Here is a 19,560-nt window from a genome sequence, read left to right on the forward strand (position 1 = left end):
TCCGGCAGGCGAGCCGGGATGAGGCCTGGCAAAGATTAACACCGGGGGGAACTTGATGTGGAAAGCCGCGATTTGCGGAGTTGCGCTGGCGCTGGCGGCGGCAACGGCGTTGGCCGATCCGATCCCGGCCGTGCAGTCGTCGAGCAATATGGAGATCATCGGCCACAGTGATCTGAACGGTGCGGGCCATGGTGGCGAGGGGATGGCCCTGCGGCAATATCCCGACGGCAGGCGGGTGCTGTTCCTGGCGCATGAATCGGCGCCGATGTGCGTCAGCGTGATCGACGTGACCAAGCCCCAGAACCCGCGAGTGATCGCGCAAATCCCGGTTCCCGCGCCGCAGCTTCGCTGCAACAGCCTGGGTCTTTCGGGCACCACCATGACGGTGGCGCACCAGACGGAGAAGCCCGGCCAGCCGGGCGCCGGCATGGAGGTGTGGGATGTCGCCGACCCGGCGCATCCGGCCAAGATCGGGTTCCTGGATACCTCGGGTCCGCATTCACGCGGCGTACATTATCTGTGGTTCGTCGACGGCCACTACGCCTATCTTTCCACCGGGGCGAAGGACTTCGTGCCGAAGGATCAGCTTGACGACCAGATGTTCATGATCGTCGATATGGGCGACCCCAGGCATCCGAAGGAGGTTGGGCGCTGGTGGCTGCCCGGCACCCGGGTGGGCGATAAGGCGCCCTCGCCGCCGCGGGTGTCGATCAATTCCGGCATTCGGATGCATACCCCGATCGTTTCACCCGATCGGCCGGACCGCGCCTATGTCGGCTGGATAGACGGCGGCTGGGTGATCCTGGACATTTCTGACAAAGCGCATCCAAAGCTAGTGGCGCACCGTTCGTGGCAGTCGCAGGATGTCGGTTTCGCTCATACCGTGCTGCCGATCGTATCGCGTGGCTTGGCGATCCAGACCGAGGAGGCGGTCGAAACCAACTGCAAGGATTGGCCGAAGCGGGACTGGGTGTGGGATATTTCCAACGAGAAGGCGCCGTTCGTGCTTTCCGCGTTGCCGCCGCCGGCGGATTTCGACGCGCTGTGCAAACAGGGCGGCCGGTTCGGGTCGCACAATATCGCGCAGAACCGTCCCGACCCGACGGCGCGCAAGCTGAGCAAGACCGTCGTCGGCAGTTTCTTCAACGGCGGCGTCCGAGCATACTCGATCGAGGATGTGCATGCTCCGAAGGAGATCGGATTCATTATCGATGCGCCGCCGAAAGGGAATGCCTCGCACAGCATCCAGATCAATGACGTCTATGTTGACGAGAACGGATTGATCTATGCCGACGACCGGTTCAGCGGTGGTCTGGATATCATCCGCTACACCGGGTCGGTCCCCTTGGATTAGCGTCATGCGCCGAGGCTCGGGTGACGGTGCGGCAGGGATCCGCGCTAATCCCAATCGAGCGGCTGGCGGGTGACCGCGACCGTGCCGTCGGCGCGCAGCCGAACCAGGTTGACGGTCTTGGCCAGATCCGGCGATCCCGAGTAGTACGCTGGCACGGTTGTTCCGGTGCCAACGGCGGCGGCGCGGTTCCAGTGCCCGAGTGCCAGATAGTCGGCGCGAGTCGCCTCGATCTCGGCGTTGCTGATCAGCCAGGACGGCCGCAGCGGGGGAACGCCGTCGTCCTCGTAGTGGCCGTGTGCCAGGGTGACGTGCCAGCGCGCGGTGCGTGGTGGCGGATCGCGCAGCGGCACCATGTTGCTGTAATCGACGTGCGGGTGTCCCCAGATCTCCAGATCATGGCCAGGGAACCGCACTGTCAGGTCATCCGTCACGCCGATGATATGGACATTTGGCAGCGTGTTCAGGCCGCCGCGCCGCCACACCGAGTCCGGCGTCAACGGATCATGATTTCCCGGCAACACGATGACCGGCCTGGCGAGATCGTTCAGCAGCGCGACGCATCGGCCGATGATCGCGGGGGACTGGCGGTTGCTGTCGAAGATGTCGCCGACCAGCAGGACGTAGTCGGCGTGATGCGTCTTGGCGGCGTTCAGCACCAGGCGCAGGCCGGTCGTGCCATCCTGTCCATAGGGACCCTGGTGCGGATCGTCGTCGACATGAAGATCGGAACTGTGCAGCAAAACGATGTCAGTCGAGCAGGACGCCACGGTCAGGACCCAGCCGGTTACCAGCCGCCATCAGACCGGGCCGTGCCGGACGCGTCAACCGTCATTGGCCGAAACCGGCGGCACGCGCTATCGTGGCGCTCAAGCATAACCGAGAGGAACCAACGCCATGATCGACCTGCACTACTGGCCCACGCCGAACGGCAAGAAGGTCACCATCCTGCTGGAAGAGGCAGCGATTCCCTACAACATCGTGCCGGTCAACATCGGCCGCGGCGACCAGTTCACGCCCGACTTCCTGAAGATGAACCCGAACCATCGCATGCCGGTGATGGTCGACACCGCCCCGGCCGGCGGCGGCGAGCCGATCGCGATCTTCGAATCCGGCGCCATCATGCTGTACCTGGCCGAGAAGGTCGGCCGCTTCTACCCGAAAGACCTGCGCGGCAAATACGCGGTGACCGAGTGGCTGATCTGGCAGATGGCCAACCAAGGTCCCAAGCTGGGGGAGTGCGGACATTTCCGTAGGCTGGGCGACAAGCAGGGTGACCAGTCCTACGCCGTGCGCCGGTTCACCGACGAAGCCAACCGGCTGTACGGGGTACTGAACAACCGTCTATACGAAAGCAAATACCTCGGCGGGGGCGAATACAGCATCGCCGACATGATTTCCTACCCGTGGACCGTGAACTGGAAAATCCAAGGCCAGGACATCGAGGAATTCAAATACGTGAAGCGCTGGCAGGAAGAACTCGCGGCCCGTCCGGCGGTTCAGCGCGGCATGGCGGTCGGGGCGGACCTTTCGGGGGACACATCGAACCTATCGCCCGAGGAACAGCAGCGCCGCGCCAAAATCATGTACAATCAGCGCGCTCGGCCTGTTCCTGTTACGTAATGGGCTGCCGGAGCTTGACGTTGCGCGACCTTGCGGGCCGCGACCACTCAGACGAGGACTAAACCATGGCGGAACTTGAATGCTTCTTCGACTGCTCCAGCCCTTGGACGTATTTTGCGTTCGAGTCCTTGCTGCGGATGCAGCAGGAAATCGACGTGACGATCCAGTGGCGTCCGTTCCTGGTCGGTGGCGTGTTCAACGCGGTCAATCAGAGCGTCTATAACTCCCGCGACAAGCCGGTGGCGGCGAAGACAGCCTACAGCAAGAAGGACCAGCAGGATTGGGCCCGCTATCTCGGCCTGCAGATCCATTATCGGCCGTCGGTGTTTCCGGTGAACAGCGTCAAGGCGATGCGAGCCTGCATCGTGCTGGAGGCTGAAGGCAAGCTTGTTGGGTTCGCCCGCGAGGCGTTCAAGTCGTACTGGACCGACGACCAGGACATCTCCCAGGTTCCGGTGCTGAGCGGGATCTGCGACCGGTTGGCGATCGATGCGGGCAAGCTTCTGGCCGCCATCGACCAGCAACCGGTGAAGGACACTCTTCGTGCCAACACGCAGGAGGCGATCGATCGCGGCAGCTTCGGCTCGCCCACCATCTTCGTCGGTGGCGACGACATGTATTTTGGCAACGACCGCATGCCGCTGATCAAGGATGCGGTGCAGCGGCGCCGCCGGTGATCAAGACCGCGACAGACGGCCGGATGGTTGCAACGGTAACCGTTGACAACCAGGAGCAGCGCAACGCCTTGGGCAACGCTGGCAAACGGGAGTTGGCCGAGGCGATCGAACGGGTTTCCCGAATCGATGGCCTGCGCGTCGTCATCCTGACCGGCGCCGGCGGCAAATCCTTCATTGGGGGCGCTAACCTGAAGGAGATGTCCAGCTTCGTCCGTCATGACGCGTCCGAAGGTCCCGCCCTCACCCACCGCGTCTGCGAGGCCATCCGGCGCACCCCAGTGCCGGTGATCGCGCGGATCAACGGCTGGTGCCTGGGTGCCGGGTTGGAGATCGCCGCCTCTTGCGATGTGCGCGCCGCGGCCGACAGCGCGCGGTTCGGCATGCCCGAGGTGCTGTTCGGGCTGCCCTCGGGCATGGAAGCCTGCCTGCTGCCGCAACTGATCGGGTGGGGCAAGACCCGCGAACTGGTCTTCACCGGCCGCCACATCGACTGCGACGAAGCCAGGGCCTGCCACCTGGTCGAGCGGATCGCGGAGCAGGACAAGCTCGACGATGCGGTCGAGGACTGGGTTGGCGCCATCCTGAACGCCGGCCCCGATGCCATCCGTGCGCAAAAGGAGCTGATTCGCGATTGGGAACGAATGTCGATCGCCGACGCGGTTCAGCAAGGCGTCCGCGCGGTTGCCGCGGCGCATGGTTCGGATGAGGCGACGGGTCTGATGAATGCGTTTTTGAAACGGAAATTATCGACCTGATTCTGTTGGGCTTGCGACAGGCGATGCGGGCCCGAGCGGGAAAACCGCCCGGGCCATGGTAATGCTGGTCGGTCAGGTGGATGCGGCGTTGGCGCTGTGATGGGACGCGGTTTCGGCGGACCCGGTCGTGTCGAATGTTTGCCACCAGTTTTGACCGGATCCGGTGGGGGCGTTGCTGGTATCGCCGCTGGACGTCGAGGATGCGGCCGGAACATTGAAGTCCTGCGCGGACTGCGTGGCCGCGGTCATGGCGCCGGCGAGTGACGGCGTGGAATCGGTCGACGAGGCGGCGGCGTTGCTGGTATTCGGCGGATTCGTGGCGTCGGTCAGGGTGCTGCCGGCGCTGTCGGATCCACTGCTGGCCGACCCGGTGCTGGCCGACCCGCTGCCGCTCGTGTCGGTGGCCGTCGTTGTCGGTGCGGCGATGAAGCTCATGCCGCTCGAAGAACCGGTTGTCGATCCGCTGGACGCCAGGCTACCGCTTGGGATCGCCGCGTTGTCGCTGGTAGCGGCGGCGCCGTCGGTGGCGAACAGGCCGCTGTTGAACGCCGTAGCAGAAGGATTGGAACCGGCAGTGACGGTGAAATTCTCCGGCCCGCCGGTGGCCTGTTCCCAGGGCGCGCCGGAAGCAGGCGTGCCGCCGTTCAATGACATTCCCATGACGTAGAGATTGCGGTCCGTGGTATCGATCGCGTCCTGCGTGCCGGGATAAAACGCGCCGATCTTATCGTTGGTAAAATCGACGGTAACCTGATGACTGCCCGACCCGAAGTTGCCGTGAACGTCGAATTCCTGGAACTGGCCCTGATCGACACTGGCGGTGGTGGTCTGGGTGCCGCCGATCTGCTTGCCGTCCACCGAGACGGTGAATTGCGCGTCGCCCTGATAGGCATCTTCCGCCATGTTCAGCACCAGGGTGTCGGATCCGCTGCCGACCGAGACCGGCGACGGCGTGGTCGTCGGTGTGGACGACGCTCCGGCCGGGATCGGCGTGGTGTCGTTTATGCTGAACACCGCGTTGCCCCAGTTGTTGCCGGTGGTCGAATTCGGCGGGAACAGCGGCGTCTGGTAAATCCCGGTTGTTTTATCCGAAACCGTATTTCCGTCGTAGGTGACCCCATCCACATAGACGTTTCGATCGCCGGGAGTTCCCGGGTAGGAGAAGTTGTTTGGGAATGATACCGTCACGACATGTGGGCCGGGTCCCCAATTTCCCTCGAAAGTAAAAGGTTGGGTTTGTCCCGCAGACTGTGACGCCGTCACCGTCTGGGCGCCCCCTATCTGTTGTCCGTCAACATTCACGCTGAACTGTGCGTCCACGCCTGCCTGCTGATCCTCGGCCATGTTCAGCGTGATAGAATCGGACCCGGAACCAATAATCGTACCAGTGCTCGTCGAACCGGACATCGAGTGTCCTCCATTCCGTTGCATATGAAACCAGACGCTCGGCGCCGAGCGGATCGGGGGTTAACAGCGGAGGGTGGACATCGCAACGGGGGTGGCGGCGGCGGACCGTGCGGTTTTGATTTTCGCCAGTTCCACACTGTGGATAAGCGAAGCGGCAGGGACTATGATCCTAAAACGCCAACCAAATGATCGAGCCTGGCAGCGGGCACCCGCGCCGGCCCAGGCAGATCGCTACCGTTCCAGCGGCGTCGGGATCGTCGGGCGGCGTCCGCCGCCGGGCTGGAAGCGGCTTAGAAATCCGGGCACAACCAGTTCCACCGGGGTCGGCGTGATCCCGAGATCAGCCAGTCCGAGCGCTCCGGGCGAGACGATGTTGTCGTTTGAAAGCATCAGCAACTGATCCGGTGTCAGCGGCTTGCCGGGCACGTGCTGCAGGATGGATGCCTGCAGCCGCGCGATGCCCATCGGAATGTCGACCAGCCTGCGCTCGCGCCGGGTCGCCTTGAGGATGTAGGCCAGGATTTCGCGGAACGTCCACACCCGCGGGCCACCGAGTTCGAAGACCTTGCCCTGGGAGGCTGACGAGGTTCGCGCCGCCATCACCGCATCGGCCACATCACAGACGTAGACCGGCTGCATTCTAGTGTCGCCCGAGATCACCGGCATGAAAGGCGAGAGCCTGGCGATCTCGGCGAAGCGGTTGAAGAACTTGTCCTCGATGCCGAACACCAGCGACGGCCGTAGGACGGTGGCTTGCGGGAACGCCGCCAGCACCGCCTGTTCGGCCCGCCCCTTGCTCGAGGCGTAGCGGCTGGGGCTGTTCGGATCGGCACCGATGGCGGAGATCTGGATCAGTTGGCCGACCCCGGCGGCGGCGGCCAGGCGGGCGATGCGCTGCGACCCTTCGGCGTGGACCGCCTGGAACGAGGCGGCGCCGCTTTCGGTCAGCGCGCCGACCAGGTTGACCACCACCTCGGCGCCCTCGACCGCGCGGTGAACGGTGGCCTCGTTGCCGATCGAGGCGAACAGCGGCACGATCTGCCCGACCGCGCCCATCGGCTTGAGGAACAACGCGGCTTCCGGTTGCCGCGATGGAACGCGCACGATAAAGCCTTGCTGAGCCAGGCGTTTGACCACATAGCGGCCGATGAACCCCGAACCGCCGAAAATCGTCGCCACGCGCCGCGTCGCCATTGCACAGCCTCCTTTTCGCGCGGTCTGATACGACGCGGTGGCTCCGGTCTCAAGCCGGGGTCGACCGGGGGTCGGGGCGGTGATTTCGCCCAAGCCGAGAGCGGATAGACTATTGGCGCGCGGAACTGGTTGACGCCGCCCCGTCCGGGGGTTACATCGCGCGCCCTATCGCCGTGCGCGTCCGACGCGGGCCGGCGGTTGCCCTGGTGGCGGAATTGGTAGACGCGCAGGTTTCAGGTACCTGTGGCCGCAAGGTCGTGGAAGTTCGAGTCTTCTCCTGGGCACCAACCTACTCATGAGCATCACCCAGTTCATGCCGAACGGCACGCTTCATCTATATCGCGACGATCTGCCGGAAGGCCTGACGCTCGGCCCGGTGGTGGCGGTCGACACCGAGACCATGGGGCTGAACCCGCATCGGGACCGGCTATGTCTGGTGCAGATGTCGGGCGGCGACGGTCATGCGCACATGGTGCAACTGATCCCCGCCGAACGCGGCGGTCGCGGCTTCGACTGCCCGAACCTGAAGCGGTTGATGAGCGATCAGGCAGTCACCAAGCTAATGCACTTCGCTCGCTTCGACGTGGCCGTGCTGCAGCACTTCCTGGGGATCGCGGTCAGCCCGGTGAAATGCACCAAGATCGCCTCGAAGCTTATCCGCACCTTCACCGACCGCCATGGGTTGAAGGATTTGTGCAAGGAATTGCTGGGCATCGAGCTTTCGAAGCAGCAGCAGTCGTCCGATTGGGGTGCGATGGAGCTCAGCTCTGACCAGCTTGGCTACGCCGCGTCCGACGTGCTGCATCTGCACGCGCTTTGGGCGAAGCTGGAGCTGATCCTGATCCGCGAGGATCGGCTGGCCCTGGCGGAGGCTTGCTTCGGTTTCCTGCCGACCCGAGCCCGGCTGGACCTGCTGGGCTATGAGGAACCGGATTTGTTCGCGCACTGACCGCGACGTTATGCTGACAGCGGCGTTATACTAGTAGGCGCGATCGGCGCTGGGATGAGCGGCGGCTGATCGTGGCGGGCGGAAAACCCTGGCTGGTTCGGACCGACCGGCAGCGCAACCGAGGCCGTCAGGGACGATGCCGGATTGTTGCCACGAACCAGGTGGACGATTGTGCCGGTCGACCTTTTCGGGCGTGAACAATTTTTGGACGTAACGCTTTGATAAGACCGCGCGGTTGACCCGACGCGCCGCGCCGGCCCATAGAAATGTCGCGAAGCACACGGAAGACGACTTGATCCTGGACCATTCCATCATTCAGCCGGAACGCCTCAGCCCTGACCTGGAGGTTGCGCGCGAGGTGCTGAACACCGAAGCGGCCGGGCTGTTGTCGCTCGCGGCCGGCCTGGGGGAAGGGTTCAGCCGGGCGATCGAGCGGCTGGCCTCGGCCAGCGGACGGGTGGTGGTTTCCGGCATGGGCAAATCCGGCCATGTCGGGCGCAAAATCGCGGCGACCCTGGCCTCGACCGGCACCCCTGCCCTGTTCGTGCATCCGGCCGAGGCCTCGCACGGTGACCTGGGCATGATCGTCGCGGGCGATGCGTTGCTGGCGCTGTCGAACTCCGGCGAGACCGCCGAACTGGCCGACCTGGTGGCTCACAGCCGCCGGTTCGCCCTGCCTTTGGTGGCGATCACCGCGCAGCCGGATTCGGCGCTGGCGCGGTCGGCTGACGTGGCTTTAATCCTGCCGAGAGCCGCCGAGGCCTGTCCAATGGGCCTTGCCCCCACCACCTCCACGACCATGCAGGTAGCGCTAGGGGATGCGATCGCCGTTGCGTTGTTGACACGGCGTGGATTTACCGCGGCGGATTTTCGCCAGTTCCATCCCGGCGGCCGGCTGGGGGCCAGGCTGCGCCGGGTGCGCGATGTGATGCATGCCGGCGAGGCGTTGCCGCTGGCGTCGCCGGAGACGACGATGGCGACCGCGCTGGTGCGGATGACCGAGAAACGCTTTGGTTGCCTGGGCATCGTCGGCTCGGATGGGGTGTTGCGCGGCATCATCACCGACGGCGACCTGCGGCGGTCCATGGGGCCGGACCTGCTGGCGCGGGCCGCAGGCGATGTCATGACTCTGGCGCCGCGAACGATCGGGCCGGATGCCCTGGCGGTCGAGGCGTTGCACGCGATGAATGCTCATGAACGGCCGGTCACCACGCTGTTCGTGGTGGACGCTGGGGGGCGGCCGTTGGGCATCCTGCACGTGCACGACCTGCTGCGCGCGGGGCTGGTATGAGCATGGTGACATCATCATGAGCGGGCGGCCACTGCCTTCGACCGGCGGAAATATCCGGGGACCTATCGACGGGGCCGCCGCGGGGCGGACCGGGGGCTATCTGTTGGGCGGTTCGGGGCCGCGGGATCGCGTGCCGCCGGCGCCGCGCCGGATTGCCCGGCGGCGGTTTCTGATCACGTTGACCAAGTGGGTGCTGCCGATCGCGGCTATGGCGCTGCTGGCATCGATCGCGCTGTATCCCGAAATCCGCGATGCGACCACGCGGGCGCGTTTGTCGATGAACCATATCTCCGGCGAGGTCGACGGCGGCCGATTGCTGGGTGCCCGCTATAACGGGGTGGACGAAAAAGGCCGGCCATACACCATCACCGCCGATATCGCCCGCCAGATCGATCCCGATCGGGTTGGCCTGACGATGCCGAAGGGAGACATCACGCTGCAGAACGGAACCTGGTTGATGTTGAACTCGAAACGAGGTATCTATATGCAGCATCTGGATCAGCTCGACCTGAGCAAGGATGTGACGCTGTATCGCGATGACGGCACCACCATGCACACCGAAAGTGCGTCGATCGACATGAAGGCCGGCGCCGCGGCGGGGTCGCAGCCGGTGCATGCCGAAGGTCCGTTCGGGGTTCTGGACGCGCAGGGGTTTACCTTGATGGACAAGGGCGCGGCGATCGATTTCCCGGGTCCCGCCCACCTTGTGCTGAACGGTTCCGGCAATTGAAACTGGTTACGGCCGCCGCCGCGCTGATCTGCCTGAACGGGCTGGCGTCAATGCTGCCCGCCGCGGCGCAGCAGCTTGACCTGACGCATGGCGGTCCGATCGATATCACCGCCGCCGGTGGGCTGGAGTGGCGACAGAACGACCAGGAAGTGATCGCCCGCGGCGATGCCCGCGCGGTGCGCGGCGGGGTGACGGTGAGTGCCGACACGCTGACAGCGTGGTATCGGAAAAAGGGTGCGACGCCGGCGGCGCAGACCGCTCCGGCGTCGGGGTTGACCGGCGACCCGTCGACCGAGGGCAACGAGATCTATCGCCTGCAGGCCGAGGGCCATGTCCACATCTTCACCGCCACCGACCAGGGGCAAGGCGACAAGGCGGTCTACGACCTTGATCAGTCGGTCCTGGTGATGACCGGGCACGACCTCAAGCTGACCACTCCGAACAACGTCATTACGGCGCGTGACGACCTGGAGTATTGGCCACAGCGGCACATGGCGGTGGCGAGGGGTGATGCGGTCGTGGTGACAAGTGACGCCAAGCGGGTGGCCGCCGATACGCTGGTGGCCTACACCACCGACAATCCGGCTCCGGCCGGCGGGGCGGCGGCAAGGCCCGGGGTGGCGGCAAGGCCCGGGGCGGGCGCCACGGCGACCAGGGTCGCGGCCAATGATCCGCTGGCGGCGTCCGGCAAACTGCAGCGGGTGGAGGCCTTCGGCCACGTATCGATCCGTACGCCGACCGATACCGTGACCGGCGACCGCGGCGTCTATGTGCCCGACACCGGCATGGCGAGGCTGGCTGGCAATGTGCGCATCACCCGCGGGCAGAGCCAGTTGAACGGTGCGGAGGCGGACGTCAACATGAAGACCGGGATAGCGACGCTGGTGTCGCAGAAGAGCGGCCGCGTGCATGGTCTTGTGGTGCCGAACGACGACAGCAACAAGTCCCTGGCCAATAATCCAGCGGCTTCAGCCGGCGGCAAGGCACCGAACCAGCCGCCGGCGGAGCGGCGGAAACCATGAACGTGATGGACCGCACGCGGCCGCTTCGCGAGGTTTCGGCTCGCGGCCTGAAGGTGGTGACCGGGGACGGCGGGCTGACCGCGCGCGCGGTGGGCAAGACCTATAAGGGCCGCCCGGTGGTGCGCAACGTCACGGTGACCTTGCGCCGCGGCGAGGCGGTTGGACTGTTGGGGCCGAACGGCGCCGGCAAGACCACCACCTTCTACATGATCGTCGGTCTGGTCAGGCCAGACACCGGGACGATCAGCCTGGACAGTGCCGATATCACCCGGCTGCCGATGTATCGCCGCGCCCGTCTGGGGATTGGCTATCTGCCGCAGGAGGCAAGCGTGTTCCGCGGCCTGAACGTCGAGCAGAACGTCATGGCGGCGCTGGAGGTTATCGAGCCCGACGCCGCCACCCGCGACATGATGCTGGACGAGTTGCTAGCCGAATTCGGCATCAGCCATTTGCGCCGCACGCCGGCTTTGGCGCTGTCCGGTGGCGAGCGCCGACGGGTCGAGATCGCCCGTGCCCTGGCGACGCAGCCGTCATACATCCTGCTCGACGAACCGCTGGCCGGCATCGACCCGATCGCGGTCGGCGAAATCCGCGACCTGGTCAAGCACCTGAAGGACCGCGGGATCGGCGTGCTGATCACCGACCACAACGTGCGTGAGACGCTGGATATCATCGACCGCGCCTACATCATGCACGATGGACAGGTGCTGATGGAGGGCAAGCCCAGCGAAGTGGTGGCTCACCAAGATGTGAGACGGGTCTATTTGGGGGAAAAGTTTAGCTTGTAAGGATTTTGACCGATTTGGCATGAAGGCGCGCATACGGTTGCACGCTTTTTGCATAGAATTTGCGGAAACCATTTGACCCCGGGCGGAATGGCTAGATAATCGGCGATCATGGCGATCGCCCCCCGTCTCGACCTGCGCCAAAGCCAGACCCTGGTCATGACGCCGCAGTTGCGTCAGGCGATCAAACTGCTGCAATTCTCCAATATCGAGGTGAATTCCTTCGTCGAGGAGGAACTGGAGCGCAATCCGCTGCTGGAGCGTGACAGCGCCGCAGACCCGCCGGTCGGGGAGCGGGCGGCACTCGACCAGATTGAGCTACGCGCCCCGGTGGAGGTGGATGCCGCCGACGCCGCCCGGTCGGACACCTTACCGGCGGGCGGCGCACCGCTGGATGCCGAACATGCCGAGGTGTTCGATCCCGGCGGGGCGGGTGATGGTGCGCCGCTGGTGGGCCGCATGGAGGGCGGCGGCGGCAGCCATGGTTTCGAGCAGGACGATCGCGGCATCGACGACTTTGCCGGCGACGATCGTTCGCTGCGCGATCACCTGGGCGAGCAACTGCGGCTGAATTTCGCCGATCCGGTGGAACGGATGATCGGAGCGCATCTGATCGCCCTGCTCTGCCCTGCCGGTCGCCTGACCGCGGACCCGGTAGCGATCGCGCGGGCGATGGGGCTGCCACTGGACCGGGTGGAGCAGGTCCGGGCGCGGATGATGCGGTTCGATCCGGTGGGGCTGTTCGCGCGCGACCTGCGGGAGTGCCTGGCAGCGCAGTTGGCCGAGCGCAATCGGCTCGACCCGGCGATGCAAGCACTGCTGGACAACCTCGATCTGCTGGCCAGGCGGGAGAACCAGCGCCTGATGACGCTATGCGGCGTCGATGCCGAGGATTTGGCGGATATGGTCCGCGAGATCAAGGCGCTGGATCCGAAGCCGGCGGCGACCTGGGACACGACGCCGCCGCAACTGGTGGTGCCCGACCTGCTGATGCGCCACCTGCCCGACGACAGTTGGATCATTGAACTGAACCCGGAAACCATGCCGCGGGTGCTGGTGAACGAGCGATTCTATGCCAAGGTCGCGCCGCGGGCGAAAAAGGACGAGCGGGTGTTCCTGACCGAGCGACTGGCGAATGCCAACTGGCTGGTGCGGTCGTTGCAGCAGCGCGCGCAGACCATCCTGAAGGTGGCGGCGGAGATCATTCGCCAGCAGGACGGGTTTCTGCGCCTCGGCGTGGCGTTCCTGCGGCCGCTGATCCTGCGCGACATCGCCGAGGCGGTGGAACTGCACGAAAGCACCGTCAGCCGGGTGACGGCGAACAAATACATCGCCACGCCGCGCGGCACGTTCGAGCTGAAGTATTTCTTCACCACGGCGATCCACGGCACCAATGGCGGCGATTCACACAGCGCCGAGGCGGTGCGCCACCGCATTCGCGGTTTGATCGCGGGGGAACCGGCGGCCGATATTCTGTCGGACGATGCGATCGTGACGGTGTTGCGCGACGAAGGCGTCGAAATCGCGCGCCGGACGGTGGCGAAATACCGCGAGGCGCTGCGTATTCCGAACTCGGTGCAGCGGCGGCGGGAGAAAGCGGTTCCGGCGTAGTCAGCCACCGGCCTACCGCGGCGGGGCGATACCAGCCGGCATAATTCCTGACCCTTACGGGTCCGGAATGCCGGCTGGTATCTTGTTGACTCTGCGCGCGGCCGCCCCACCAACCCCGCGCGCATACCGTCAGCCCTTCGGGCCGCCGGTATAAGGCTTGAACCCGTAACGTTCGAAGATCGCCAGGGCGGTGGGCGAGCGGATGAAGGCGAGCCAGGTTTGCGCCGCCCCGGGATGCGCCGCGCCCTTCACTTCGGCGCCGGCATAGACCGCGGTGGTGTTCTGGGCCGAGGGGATGCTCACCTGGGCGATCGGATGGCCCGCCTGTTGCTGGAACACCACCTCGGATTGCCAGGTGACTCCGGCGTCCGCCACACCCTGCATGAGAAATAGCGGCGTCTGGCGGTGATGGATGTGGGTGAGGATGGTGCTGCCGTCGGCGACCTTGGTGCGGTAAACCGCATCGGCCAGTGCCTGCCCTCCGGCTTTTGCCAGCGAGGCCTTGATCTGGCGGGCAATGCCCTCGAAGGCGGGGTTCGGCATCGACAGCCGGATCGTGGGCTTGCCAAGATCGGCCAGGCCGGTGACGTGGGCCGGGTTGCCCTTCGCCACCATAATGGCGAGCGTGTTGGTCGCGTAAGGGACGGCCGGACCGGCGAGCACGCCCTGGTCGATCATTTGGCGCACCTTGACCAGCCCGGCGAAGTAGGCGTCCGGTTTTACCGTCCACGTCATGTTGCCCGAGGTGACAGTGCCGCCGGCCTCCATCTGCTTGAGGAGGAAGCCCGGCGGCAAGGTCTCCCAGAACACATGGCCCTTGTATTCAGTGTGCATCGCCTCGAACGCGGCAACCAGCGGAGCCATCGCGAAGAAATAGTTGCCGCCGACGTAGAGCACGAGCTTGGGGTCGGTGAGGTCGCCGTGGAAGTCGGCGAGACTGTCGGCCTCGGGGACGGTGATGTCGAAGCCGCGGTTCACGGCGTCGTTGTTGGCGCCGTGCTGCCAGGGTGGGAACACCGAACCCTTATAGCGGGGCGCCTCGGCGCGGCCCTGCCAGCCGTGATCCGGGGTTTGTGCATCCGCGGGCGCGGCCAGTGCCATGGCGAGGACGGCCACAAACGCCAGCTTTATGGGCCTCGTATCACGCATCACGGCGGCGCGATATGTCGCCTTTTGTTTGCGTCTCCGATTCCCGCGCCGAACCATTAACGCCGCGCGTCGGATGATACCCGGCGATTGGATACTACGCCGCATAGGCATAGTGGAAGCCGGCCTGTTGCAGTTCCGGCAAAGTACCGACCGCCCCTGGGGTCAGCACGACGCCGGGTATCAGATGGTTGGTCAGTTCGGCCGCCAGCGCTTCGTGCGACAGCTTATCAGGGTTGGCGCCGGTGGCGATCAGACGGCCGGCCTGTTCCCAGATGGCATTGTGGCACGAGAGGAACATGACGCCGCGGCGCTGCAGCGCCGGGATGTCGTTATCTTCCGGCGAGAACGCGCCGGCGGCGTTCTCGTAGGATGACGGATCGGCTGAACCGGCGGCTTTCGGCAGCATGAGGGTGTTGGTCTTGAACCCGCCTCCGGCAAGCTTGGCGAGTTGGTACTTGTCCCACATCGGCTGTTCGTAGAGCGCGACCTGGGCGGTGCCGTGCACCGTGGTCACCGCCAGGAAGTCCGGATGACGGAACGACCAGACCTGCGCGTTCAGCGCATTGCGGATCAGGTTGAGCCAGGGGCCCTTGATGTCGGTGCAGTCCCACGCCTGCTTGGTCTTCGGCTGGTAGGCGAGGATCTCGGACAGGGCTTCGTGATCCCATTGGTCCGGCGCGTTGAGGATCATCGGCACCGTCTTGAAGTCGCGCCGCCGGGGCGCCCCGGCGACCTTGCGGACCAGTTCGGTCAAGGCGCTGGACCCGAGCGGTACCAAGGACGCGGCCTGCTCGGCGGCCAGGGTCGGCTGGCTTCGCAGGGCCGCGACGCCGGCGGCGATCCCCAGACCCTTCAGCGCGGCGCGGCGGTCGGATACGATTGGCATGGTCTCTACTCCCAACGGGCTATCGCGTTCGCGGCCCGATGGCGGCAGCTCCGGATAGCCTTCGTTCATTTAGAGTGTGGCGCGCGGATCGTCCAAGGTGCGTTGCTCATTGAATCGAGCCAACGCGCCAGATGTTGCGATCTCGTCCCGAGGAAAAGCGTCGTCACAGATGACGGGCCGACGACTTCGCGCTATCGTAGCGAGGGAGGACTGTGAATGAGGGGGAGGCATGCGCGCCCGGCCTTGGCGCGGCGGCGGGGCGCGAGTTGCTTGCTGGCAGTCATCGGCCTTGTGGGCCTGATGGCGATCGAGGCACGTGCGCAGACTGCTGCCACGCTGTCCACTGGCACGCGGTCCACTGGCACGCGGTCCACTGGCACGCCGTCCACTGGCACGCCGGACGTGGGCGCGACGATCGCGCAAAAGGGCAACGCTCCAGGTGCCGCGCCCTGCACGACCTGCCATGGTGTCCGGGGCGAAGGCAACGCGGCAATCGGCGCCCCTCGGCTGGCTGGTCTCGGAGCATCGTATATCGTCGAGCAGCTTGATGCTTTCGCCGACAAGCAACGCGAGAACGCGATCATGTTGCCGATCGCGCAGGCGCTGCCGGTCGCCGAGCGGGCCGCCGTCGCGGCCCATTTCAGCCGCTTGCCGCCGCCTGAAGCGGGGGTGCCGGGCACGGCGGGAGGCAACCTTGGAGCCAAGCTGGCGCTGCGGGGCCGCTGGTCGGAGAAATTGCCGGGTTGCGAGCAATGCCACGGGCCCGAAGGGATGGGCGTCGGCGCCGTATTTCCGCCGCTCGCCGGGCTGCCGGCGCACTACATCGAGGCACAGCTACGGGCTTGGAAAATCGCGGCTCGGCCGCCCGGGCCGCTTGGCCTGATGGCGGCGGTGGCGGGGCGGTTGTCGAACGACGATATTACCGCGGTGGCTGCGTATTTTGCGTCCATCGGTGTGGCGCCCCAGACTGGTGGCATAAAGGCCGGTGCGATCAAGAGCGGCGTCGTCAGGGGTACAACGCCATGAGGGGTGCCGGGTCACGAGGGGTGCCCGGTCACGAGTGGTGCCGGGTGGCGGGGGGTGCCGGGTCATGAGCCATCGGCTGCGACTGTCGGCAATAGCCGTGGCGTCCGCGCTCGGCCTGTTGCAATGCCGATCGCCGCCGGTGCTGGGGAGCGAACCAGGCGAGCCGATAGCGGCCGCGCCGACGGCGGCGCGGGTTGCCAAGGCCGCCCGGGCGCCGGTGGCTGGAGAACCAGCGGCCGGTTCGGTGAATACCGCCCCCGCGGATCAACCGGGCGGCCCGGCGCGGTCCTTAGCGTTCCGGCCGCCGCCGGAGGATTCAATTCCGCGGACGCAGCTTGGCCAGATGATCAGCCTTGGCGAAGAGATCTTCCGCCATCCGGCGCAGGCGGCGCCGCAATTCGTCGGCAATCGTTTGGCCTGCAGCAACTGCCACATCGATGCCGGACGGTTGGCCGACGCTTCACCGCTCTGGGCGGCATGGGTGGCTTTTCCCGCGTATCGGGCGAAGAACGGTCATGTGAACACGTTCGCCGAACGCATACAGGGATGTTTTCGCTACAGCATGAACGGCAAGGCACCTCCGTTGGGTGACAAGGTCCTGGTCGCGCTCGAAAGCTACTCGGCGTGGCTGGCTCGTGGCGCTCCGGTCGGCGAAACCTTGCAGGGACGCGGCTATCCGAAGGTTCCGAAGCCCGTCTCTTCGCCTGATTATACCAGCGGCAGCCGGGTCTATCAGCAGCAATGCGCGCTGTGTCACGGCGCTGATGGCGCGGGCCAGGCGGCGGCGGGACAAACGGTGTTTCCGGCGCTTTGGGGCGCGCAATCGTATAATTGGGGCGCCGGCATGGCTTCGGTCACCAACGCCGCTGGGTTCATCAAGGCCAACATGCCGCTGGGTCTGGGCGGCAAGCTCAGCGACCAGGATGCGTGGGACGCGGCCATGTTCATCGACAGTCAGGAGCGCCCGCAAGATCCCAGATTCATCGGTTCGGTGCAGGAGACCCGCGCACGGTTCCATAATTCCGCGTCGTCGATGTATGGGCGGACCGTCGGTGGCCGCCTCGTCGGCGTGGGAACCGGACCTTGAGGCGCCAAGCGGGTGCGGGTGCCGCGTCCCAGGGGCTTCCGCGAGCCGCGATCATGCTCTGGGCGTGACGCTGCCTTGCGTTCGCCGCAGGGTGAGTTGGGGCCCGGATCCATTACCGCTCATCGGATGAGAATGGGGCGGCGGCGCGGCGGTGTCGGGGCGGAGGCTCGTTAATCAGCGGTTTATTCGGCCCCTGCCCGACAATAGCCGGGAAAAATCCTGGATCGCTCGTCAGGCTTTCCGGTGGGCCTGGGAAGGCCCGGGAGAGGAGTTTCTACGAAACGATTATCCCTGGTGGACACCACCGGCCGCACCGTGCCCAAATGCCGCTGGCCGCCGGGACGCCGGTCAAACGTCCCGGTCGGCCTCGAACCGGTCGGGAGAGAATGATGCAGATCACTGTCTCCGGCAAACAAGTCGATTTGTCGGATGCGTTGCGGATCAGGGTGTCCACCCAGATGGACACGATCGCGAGCAAATATTTCGACCATGCACTGGAAGCGAACGTCACCTTCAGTCGGGCGCGAAGTTTCTTCACCTGCGATATCAACGTGCATGCGGGCCGAGGGCTGCAGTTGCGCGGCGAGGGCGAAGCGGCGGACGCCAACACCGCGTTCGACGACGCGGCGGAGCACATCGCCAAGCGGCTGCGGCGCTATCGCCGGCGGGTCAACGACCATCACCGTGACCTTGCCCAGCGCGACCATCCGGAGGCGGCGCGGCAATATATCCTGCAGGAGGCGCCCAATGGCGCCGACCACGGCGCGACGGATGGCCGCACCCTGGATGAAGCCTATGCCACAGTCGTGGCCGAGACCCAGACCGAGATCGCCAGCCTCTCGGTTGGCGAGGCGGTGATGCGGATGGATCTCGCGGACCAGATGGTGATGATGTTTCGCAACAGCGCGTCGGGCGTGCTGAACGTGGTCTATCGGCGTGACGACGGCCACATCGGCTGGATCGACCCCGGGGCCTGAAGCGCGTCGGCGCGGCACCCGGCGTTCGTCACCGGCAGGGCGACCCCAGGCTTTGCCCATTGCTTTACTGATAAGGACCCCACGATGCGTCCACAGGCGGAAGCCATGAAGACTCTGTTGAACAAATCGGAGTTGCAGGTCGTGCCGGGCTGCGGCGACGGCCTGGGTGCCCGATTGATCGAACAGGCCGGGTTTAAAATCGCCTTTGCCTCCGGGTCGTCGATCCACGCGACGCGGCTGGCGATGCCGGACATGGATCTGCTGAGCTTCCCCGAGATGCGCGACGCGGTCGAGGCGATGATCACCGCAGCGCCGAAGCTGTTGTGGCTGGCCGACGGCGACACCGGCTACGGCAACGCGATCGCGGTTCGCAAGACGGTCCTGGGTTACGCCCAGGTTGGCGCGGCGGCGGTGCTGATCGAGGACAAGCAATGGCCTCGGCAACTCGGCAACAACGGCGCCAAGCTGGTGGTTGACCGGGCCGAGGCTCGGTTGCGCTGCCGCATTGCGGTGGCCACGGCGCGGGAGGCCGGCGTGCTGCTGCTGGCCAGGACCGACGCCCGGGGGTCGCGCGGGTTCGACGAGGCGCTGCTTCGGTTGCAGGACTTCGTGGCCGAGGGGGCGGACATCTTGTTCCTGGACTCGCCGATGTCGGAGGCCGAGATGCGGGCCTCGGTCGAGGCCTGCCAGGGCCGGCCGGCGATCGCGGTGACCAACCCCGCCGGCAAGCATTTCAAGCCGGCGGACGATGTGCTGGCGGCGATCGGCATCAAGATGGTGATCTATCCGCAGGAGATCCTGGCCGCGACTGTGATGGCGGTGCGGGCCGCGTTGGCCGGGCTGCAAGGCGGCTCGCGGGCGGCGATGGCCAGCGTGCCGGAGTTGGCGGCGGCAATCCGGTCGGCGGAGTATCTGGCACTGGATGAGCGGCTCGCGCGTGGTGAGTGAGACGCGTCGGCTGCGGCGCAACTTGTTGGTTTGTCGCGCCTGAACGGTCTACCCAAGCCGCGATCATGCGATAGAGCAATATTGGTTCAGGG

19 protein-coding genes and 1 tRNA gene are annotated in these 19,560 nt (G+C 65.6%); 15 read left to right on the plus strand and 5 right to left on the minus strand.

Going from position 1 to position 19,560, the window contains the following annotated elements; genetic code table 11:
* Positions 1 to 55 precede the first annotated feature (55 nt).
* The gene (locus tag ACQY4Y_RS26020; RefSeq protein ID WP_428493458.1) at positions 56 to 1,354 is read left to right on the plus strand and encodes an LVIVD repeat-containing protein; all 1,299 of its coding nucleotides are present in this window, start codon (positions 56 to 58) and stop codon (positions 1,352 to 1,354) included.
* Positions 1,355 to 1,398: 44 nt separating this feature from the next.
* Here the strand turns inward: ACQY4Y_RS26020 and ACQY4Y_RS26025 are convergent, their stop codons facing one another.
* A complete protein-coding gene (locus tag ACQY4Y_RS26025) occupies positions 1,399 to 2,094 on the minus strand; it encodes a metallophosphoesterase family protein (protein WP_428493459.1) in 696 nt (231 codons plus the stop codon).
* A gap of 154 nt (positions 2,095 to 2,248) precedes the next feature.
* On the opposite strand from ACQY4Y_RS26025, the gene ACQY4Y_RS26030 reads away from it, so the two are divergent.
* From ACQY4Y_RS26030 to ACQY4Y_RS26040, 3 genes are all read left to right on the plus strand, one after another.
* Positions 2,249 to 2,974, plus strand: a complete 726-nt coding sequence (locus tag ACQY4Y_RS26030; RefSeq protein ID WP_428493460.1) for a glutathione S-transferase N-terminal domain-containing protein — start codon at positions 2,249 to 2,251, stop codon at positions 2,972 to 2,974.
* Between the two features lie 65 nt (positions 2,975 to 3,039).
* On the plus strand, positions 3,040 to 3,651 hold the full coding sequence (locus ACQY4Y_RS26035) for a 2-hydroxychromene-2-carboxylate isomerase (RefSeq protein ID WP_428493461.1): 612 nt from the start codon (positions 3,040 to 3,042) through the stop codon (positions 3,649 to 3,651).
* A complete protein-coding gene (locus ACQY4Y_RS26040) occupies positions 3,648 to 4,406 on the plus strand; it encodes an enoyl-CoA hydratase-related protein (RefSeq protein ID WP_428493462.1) in 759 nt (252 codons plus the stop codon). Before ACQY4Y_RS26035 ends, ACQY4Y_RS26040 begins: the two co-directional genes overlap by 4 nt.
* Before the next feature lie 72 nt (positions 4,407 to 4,478).
* Here the strand turns inward: ACQY4Y_RS26040 and ACQY4Y_RS26045 are convergent, their stop codons facing one another.
* Positions 4,479 to 5,837: a carbohydrate-binding domain-containing protein gene (locus tag ACQY4Y_RS26045; protein ID WP_428493463.1), complete on the minus strand. Its 1,359-nt coding sequence runs from the start codon at positions 5,835 to 5,837 to the stop codon at positions 4,479 to 4,481.
* A 207-nt stretch (positions 5,838 to 6,044) separates the two neighbouring features.
* Entirely contained in the window at positions 6,045 to 7,007 is a 963-nt protein-coding gene (locus ACQY4Y_RS26050) for a complex I NDUFA9 subunit family protein (protein ID WP_428493464.1), read from the minus strand.
* Between the two features lie 200 nt (positions 7,008 to 7,207).
* Here ACQY4Y_RS26050 and ACQY4Y_RS26055 point away from each other — a divergent pair.
* The 7 genes from ACQY4Y_RS26055 (at position 7,208) to rpoN (ending at position 13,395) form a co-directional block, all read left to right on the plus strand.
* Positions 7,208 to 7,294: transfer RNA gene (locus ACQY4Y_RS26055), tRNA-Leu, on the plus strand.
* Between the two features lie 8 nt (positions 7,295 to 7,302).
* The gene (locus ACQY4Y_RS26060) at positions 7,303 to 7,956 is read left to right on the plus strand and encodes a ribonuclease D (protein WP_428493465.1); all 654 of its coding nucleotides are present in this window, start codon (positions 7,303 to 7,305) and stop codon (positions 7,954 to 7,956) included.
* A gap of 292 nt (positions 7,957 to 8,248) precedes the next feature.
* A complete protein-coding gene (locus ACQY4Y_RS26065) occupies positions 8,249 to 9,247 on the plus strand; it encodes a KpsF/GutQ family sugar-phosphate isomerase (RefSeq protein WP_428493466.1) in 999 nt (332 codons plus the stop codon).
* A gap of 16 nt (positions 9,248 to 9,263) precedes the next feature.
* Positions 9,264 to 9,977: an LPS export ABC transporter periplasmic protein LptC gene (gene lptC, locus ACQY4Y_RS26070; protein ID WP_428493467.1), complete on the plus strand. Its 714-nt coding sequence runs from the start codon at positions 9,264 to 9,266 to the stop codon at positions 9,975 to 9,977.
* Positions 9,974 to 10,999 carry an LptA/OstA family protein gene (locus ACQY4Y_RS26075; RefSeq protein WP_428493468.1) on the plus strand — a complete coding sequence of 342 codons (1,026 nt, stop codon included), beginning with the start codon at positions 9,974 to 9,976 and terminating at the stop codon, positions 10,997 to 10,999. The genes lptC and ACQY4Y_RS26075 overlap by 4 nt, the downstream gene beginning before the upstream one ends.
* 5 nt (positions 11,000 to 11,004) lie before the next feature.
* Positions 11,005 to 11,787, plus strand: coding sequence for an LPS export ABC transporter ATP-binding protein (gene lptB / locus ACQY4Y_RS26080; RefSeq protein ID WP_428493719.1), 783 nt, complete (start codon positions 11,005 to 11,007; stop codon positions 11,785 to 11,787).
* A gap of 108 nt (positions 11,788 to 11,895) precedes the next feature.
* On the plus strand, positions 11,896 to 13,395 hold the full coding sequence (rpoN, locus tag ACQY4Y_RS26085; RefSeq protein WP_428493469.1) for an RNA polymerase factor sigma-54: 1,500 nt from the start codon (positions 11,896 to 11,898) through the stop codon (positions 13,393 to 13,395).
* 129 nt (positions 13,396 to 13,524) lie between these two features.
* Here the strand turns inward: rpoN and ACQY4Y_RS26090 are convergent, their stop codons facing one another.
* Positions 13,525 to 14,496 carry a substrate-binding domain-containing protein gene (locus ACQY4Y_RS26090; protein ID WP_428493470.1) on the minus strand — a complete coding sequence of 324 codons (972 nt, stop codon included), beginning with the start codon at positions 14,494 to 14,496 and terminating at the stop codon, positions 13,525 to 13,527.
* 142 nt (positions 14,497 to 14,638) lie between these two features.
* A complete protein-coding gene (locus tag ACQY4Y_RS26095) occupies positions 14,639 to 15,430 on the minus strand; it encodes a transcriptional initiation protein Tat (RefSeq protein ID WP_428493471.1) in 792 nt (263 codons plus the stop codon).
* Positions 15,431 to 15,700: 270 nt separating this feature from the next.
* Between ACQY4Y_RS26095 and ACQY4Y_RS26100 the strand changes: the two genes are divergently transcribed.
* From ACQY4Y_RS26100 to ACQY4Y_RS26115, 4 genes are all read left to right on the plus strand, one after another.
* The gene (locus tag ACQY4Y_RS26100) at positions 15,701 to 16,456 is read left to right on the plus strand and encodes a c-type cytochrome (protein ID WP_428493472.1); all 756 of its coding nucleotides are present in this window, start codon (positions 15,701 to 15,703) and stop codon (positions 16,454 to 16,456) included.
* A gap of 64 nt (positions 16,457 to 16,520) precedes the next feature.
* Positions 16,521 to 17,543, plus strand: a complete 1,023-nt coding sequence (locus ACQY4Y_RS26105) for a c-type cytochrome (protein WP_428493473.1) — start codon at positions 16,521 to 16,523, stop codon at positions 17,541 to 17,543.
* A 389-nt stretch (positions 17,544 to 17,932) separates the two neighbouring features.
* A complete protein-coding gene (gene hpf / locus ACQY4Y_RS26110; RefSeq protein ID WP_428493474.1) occupies positions 17,933 to 18,520 on the plus strand; it encodes a ribosome hibernation-promoting factor, HPF/YfiA family in 588 nt (195 codons plus the stop codon).
* Between the two features lie 105 nt (positions 18,521 to 18,625).
* Positions 18,626 to 19,468: an isocitrate lyase/PEP mutase family protein gene (locus tag ACQY4Y_RS26115; RefSeq protein WP_428493475.1), complete on the plus strand. Its 843-nt coding sequence runs from the start codon at positions 18,626 to 18,628 to the stop codon at positions 19,466 to 19,468.
* The last annotated feature ends 92 nt before the right edge of the window (positions 19,469 to 19,560 follow it).

It is taken from the genome of Rhodopila sp., assembly GCF_965277165.1.
Classification (GTDB): Bacteria; Pseudomonadota; Alphaproteobacteria; order Acetobacterales; family Acetobacteraceae; genus Rhodopila.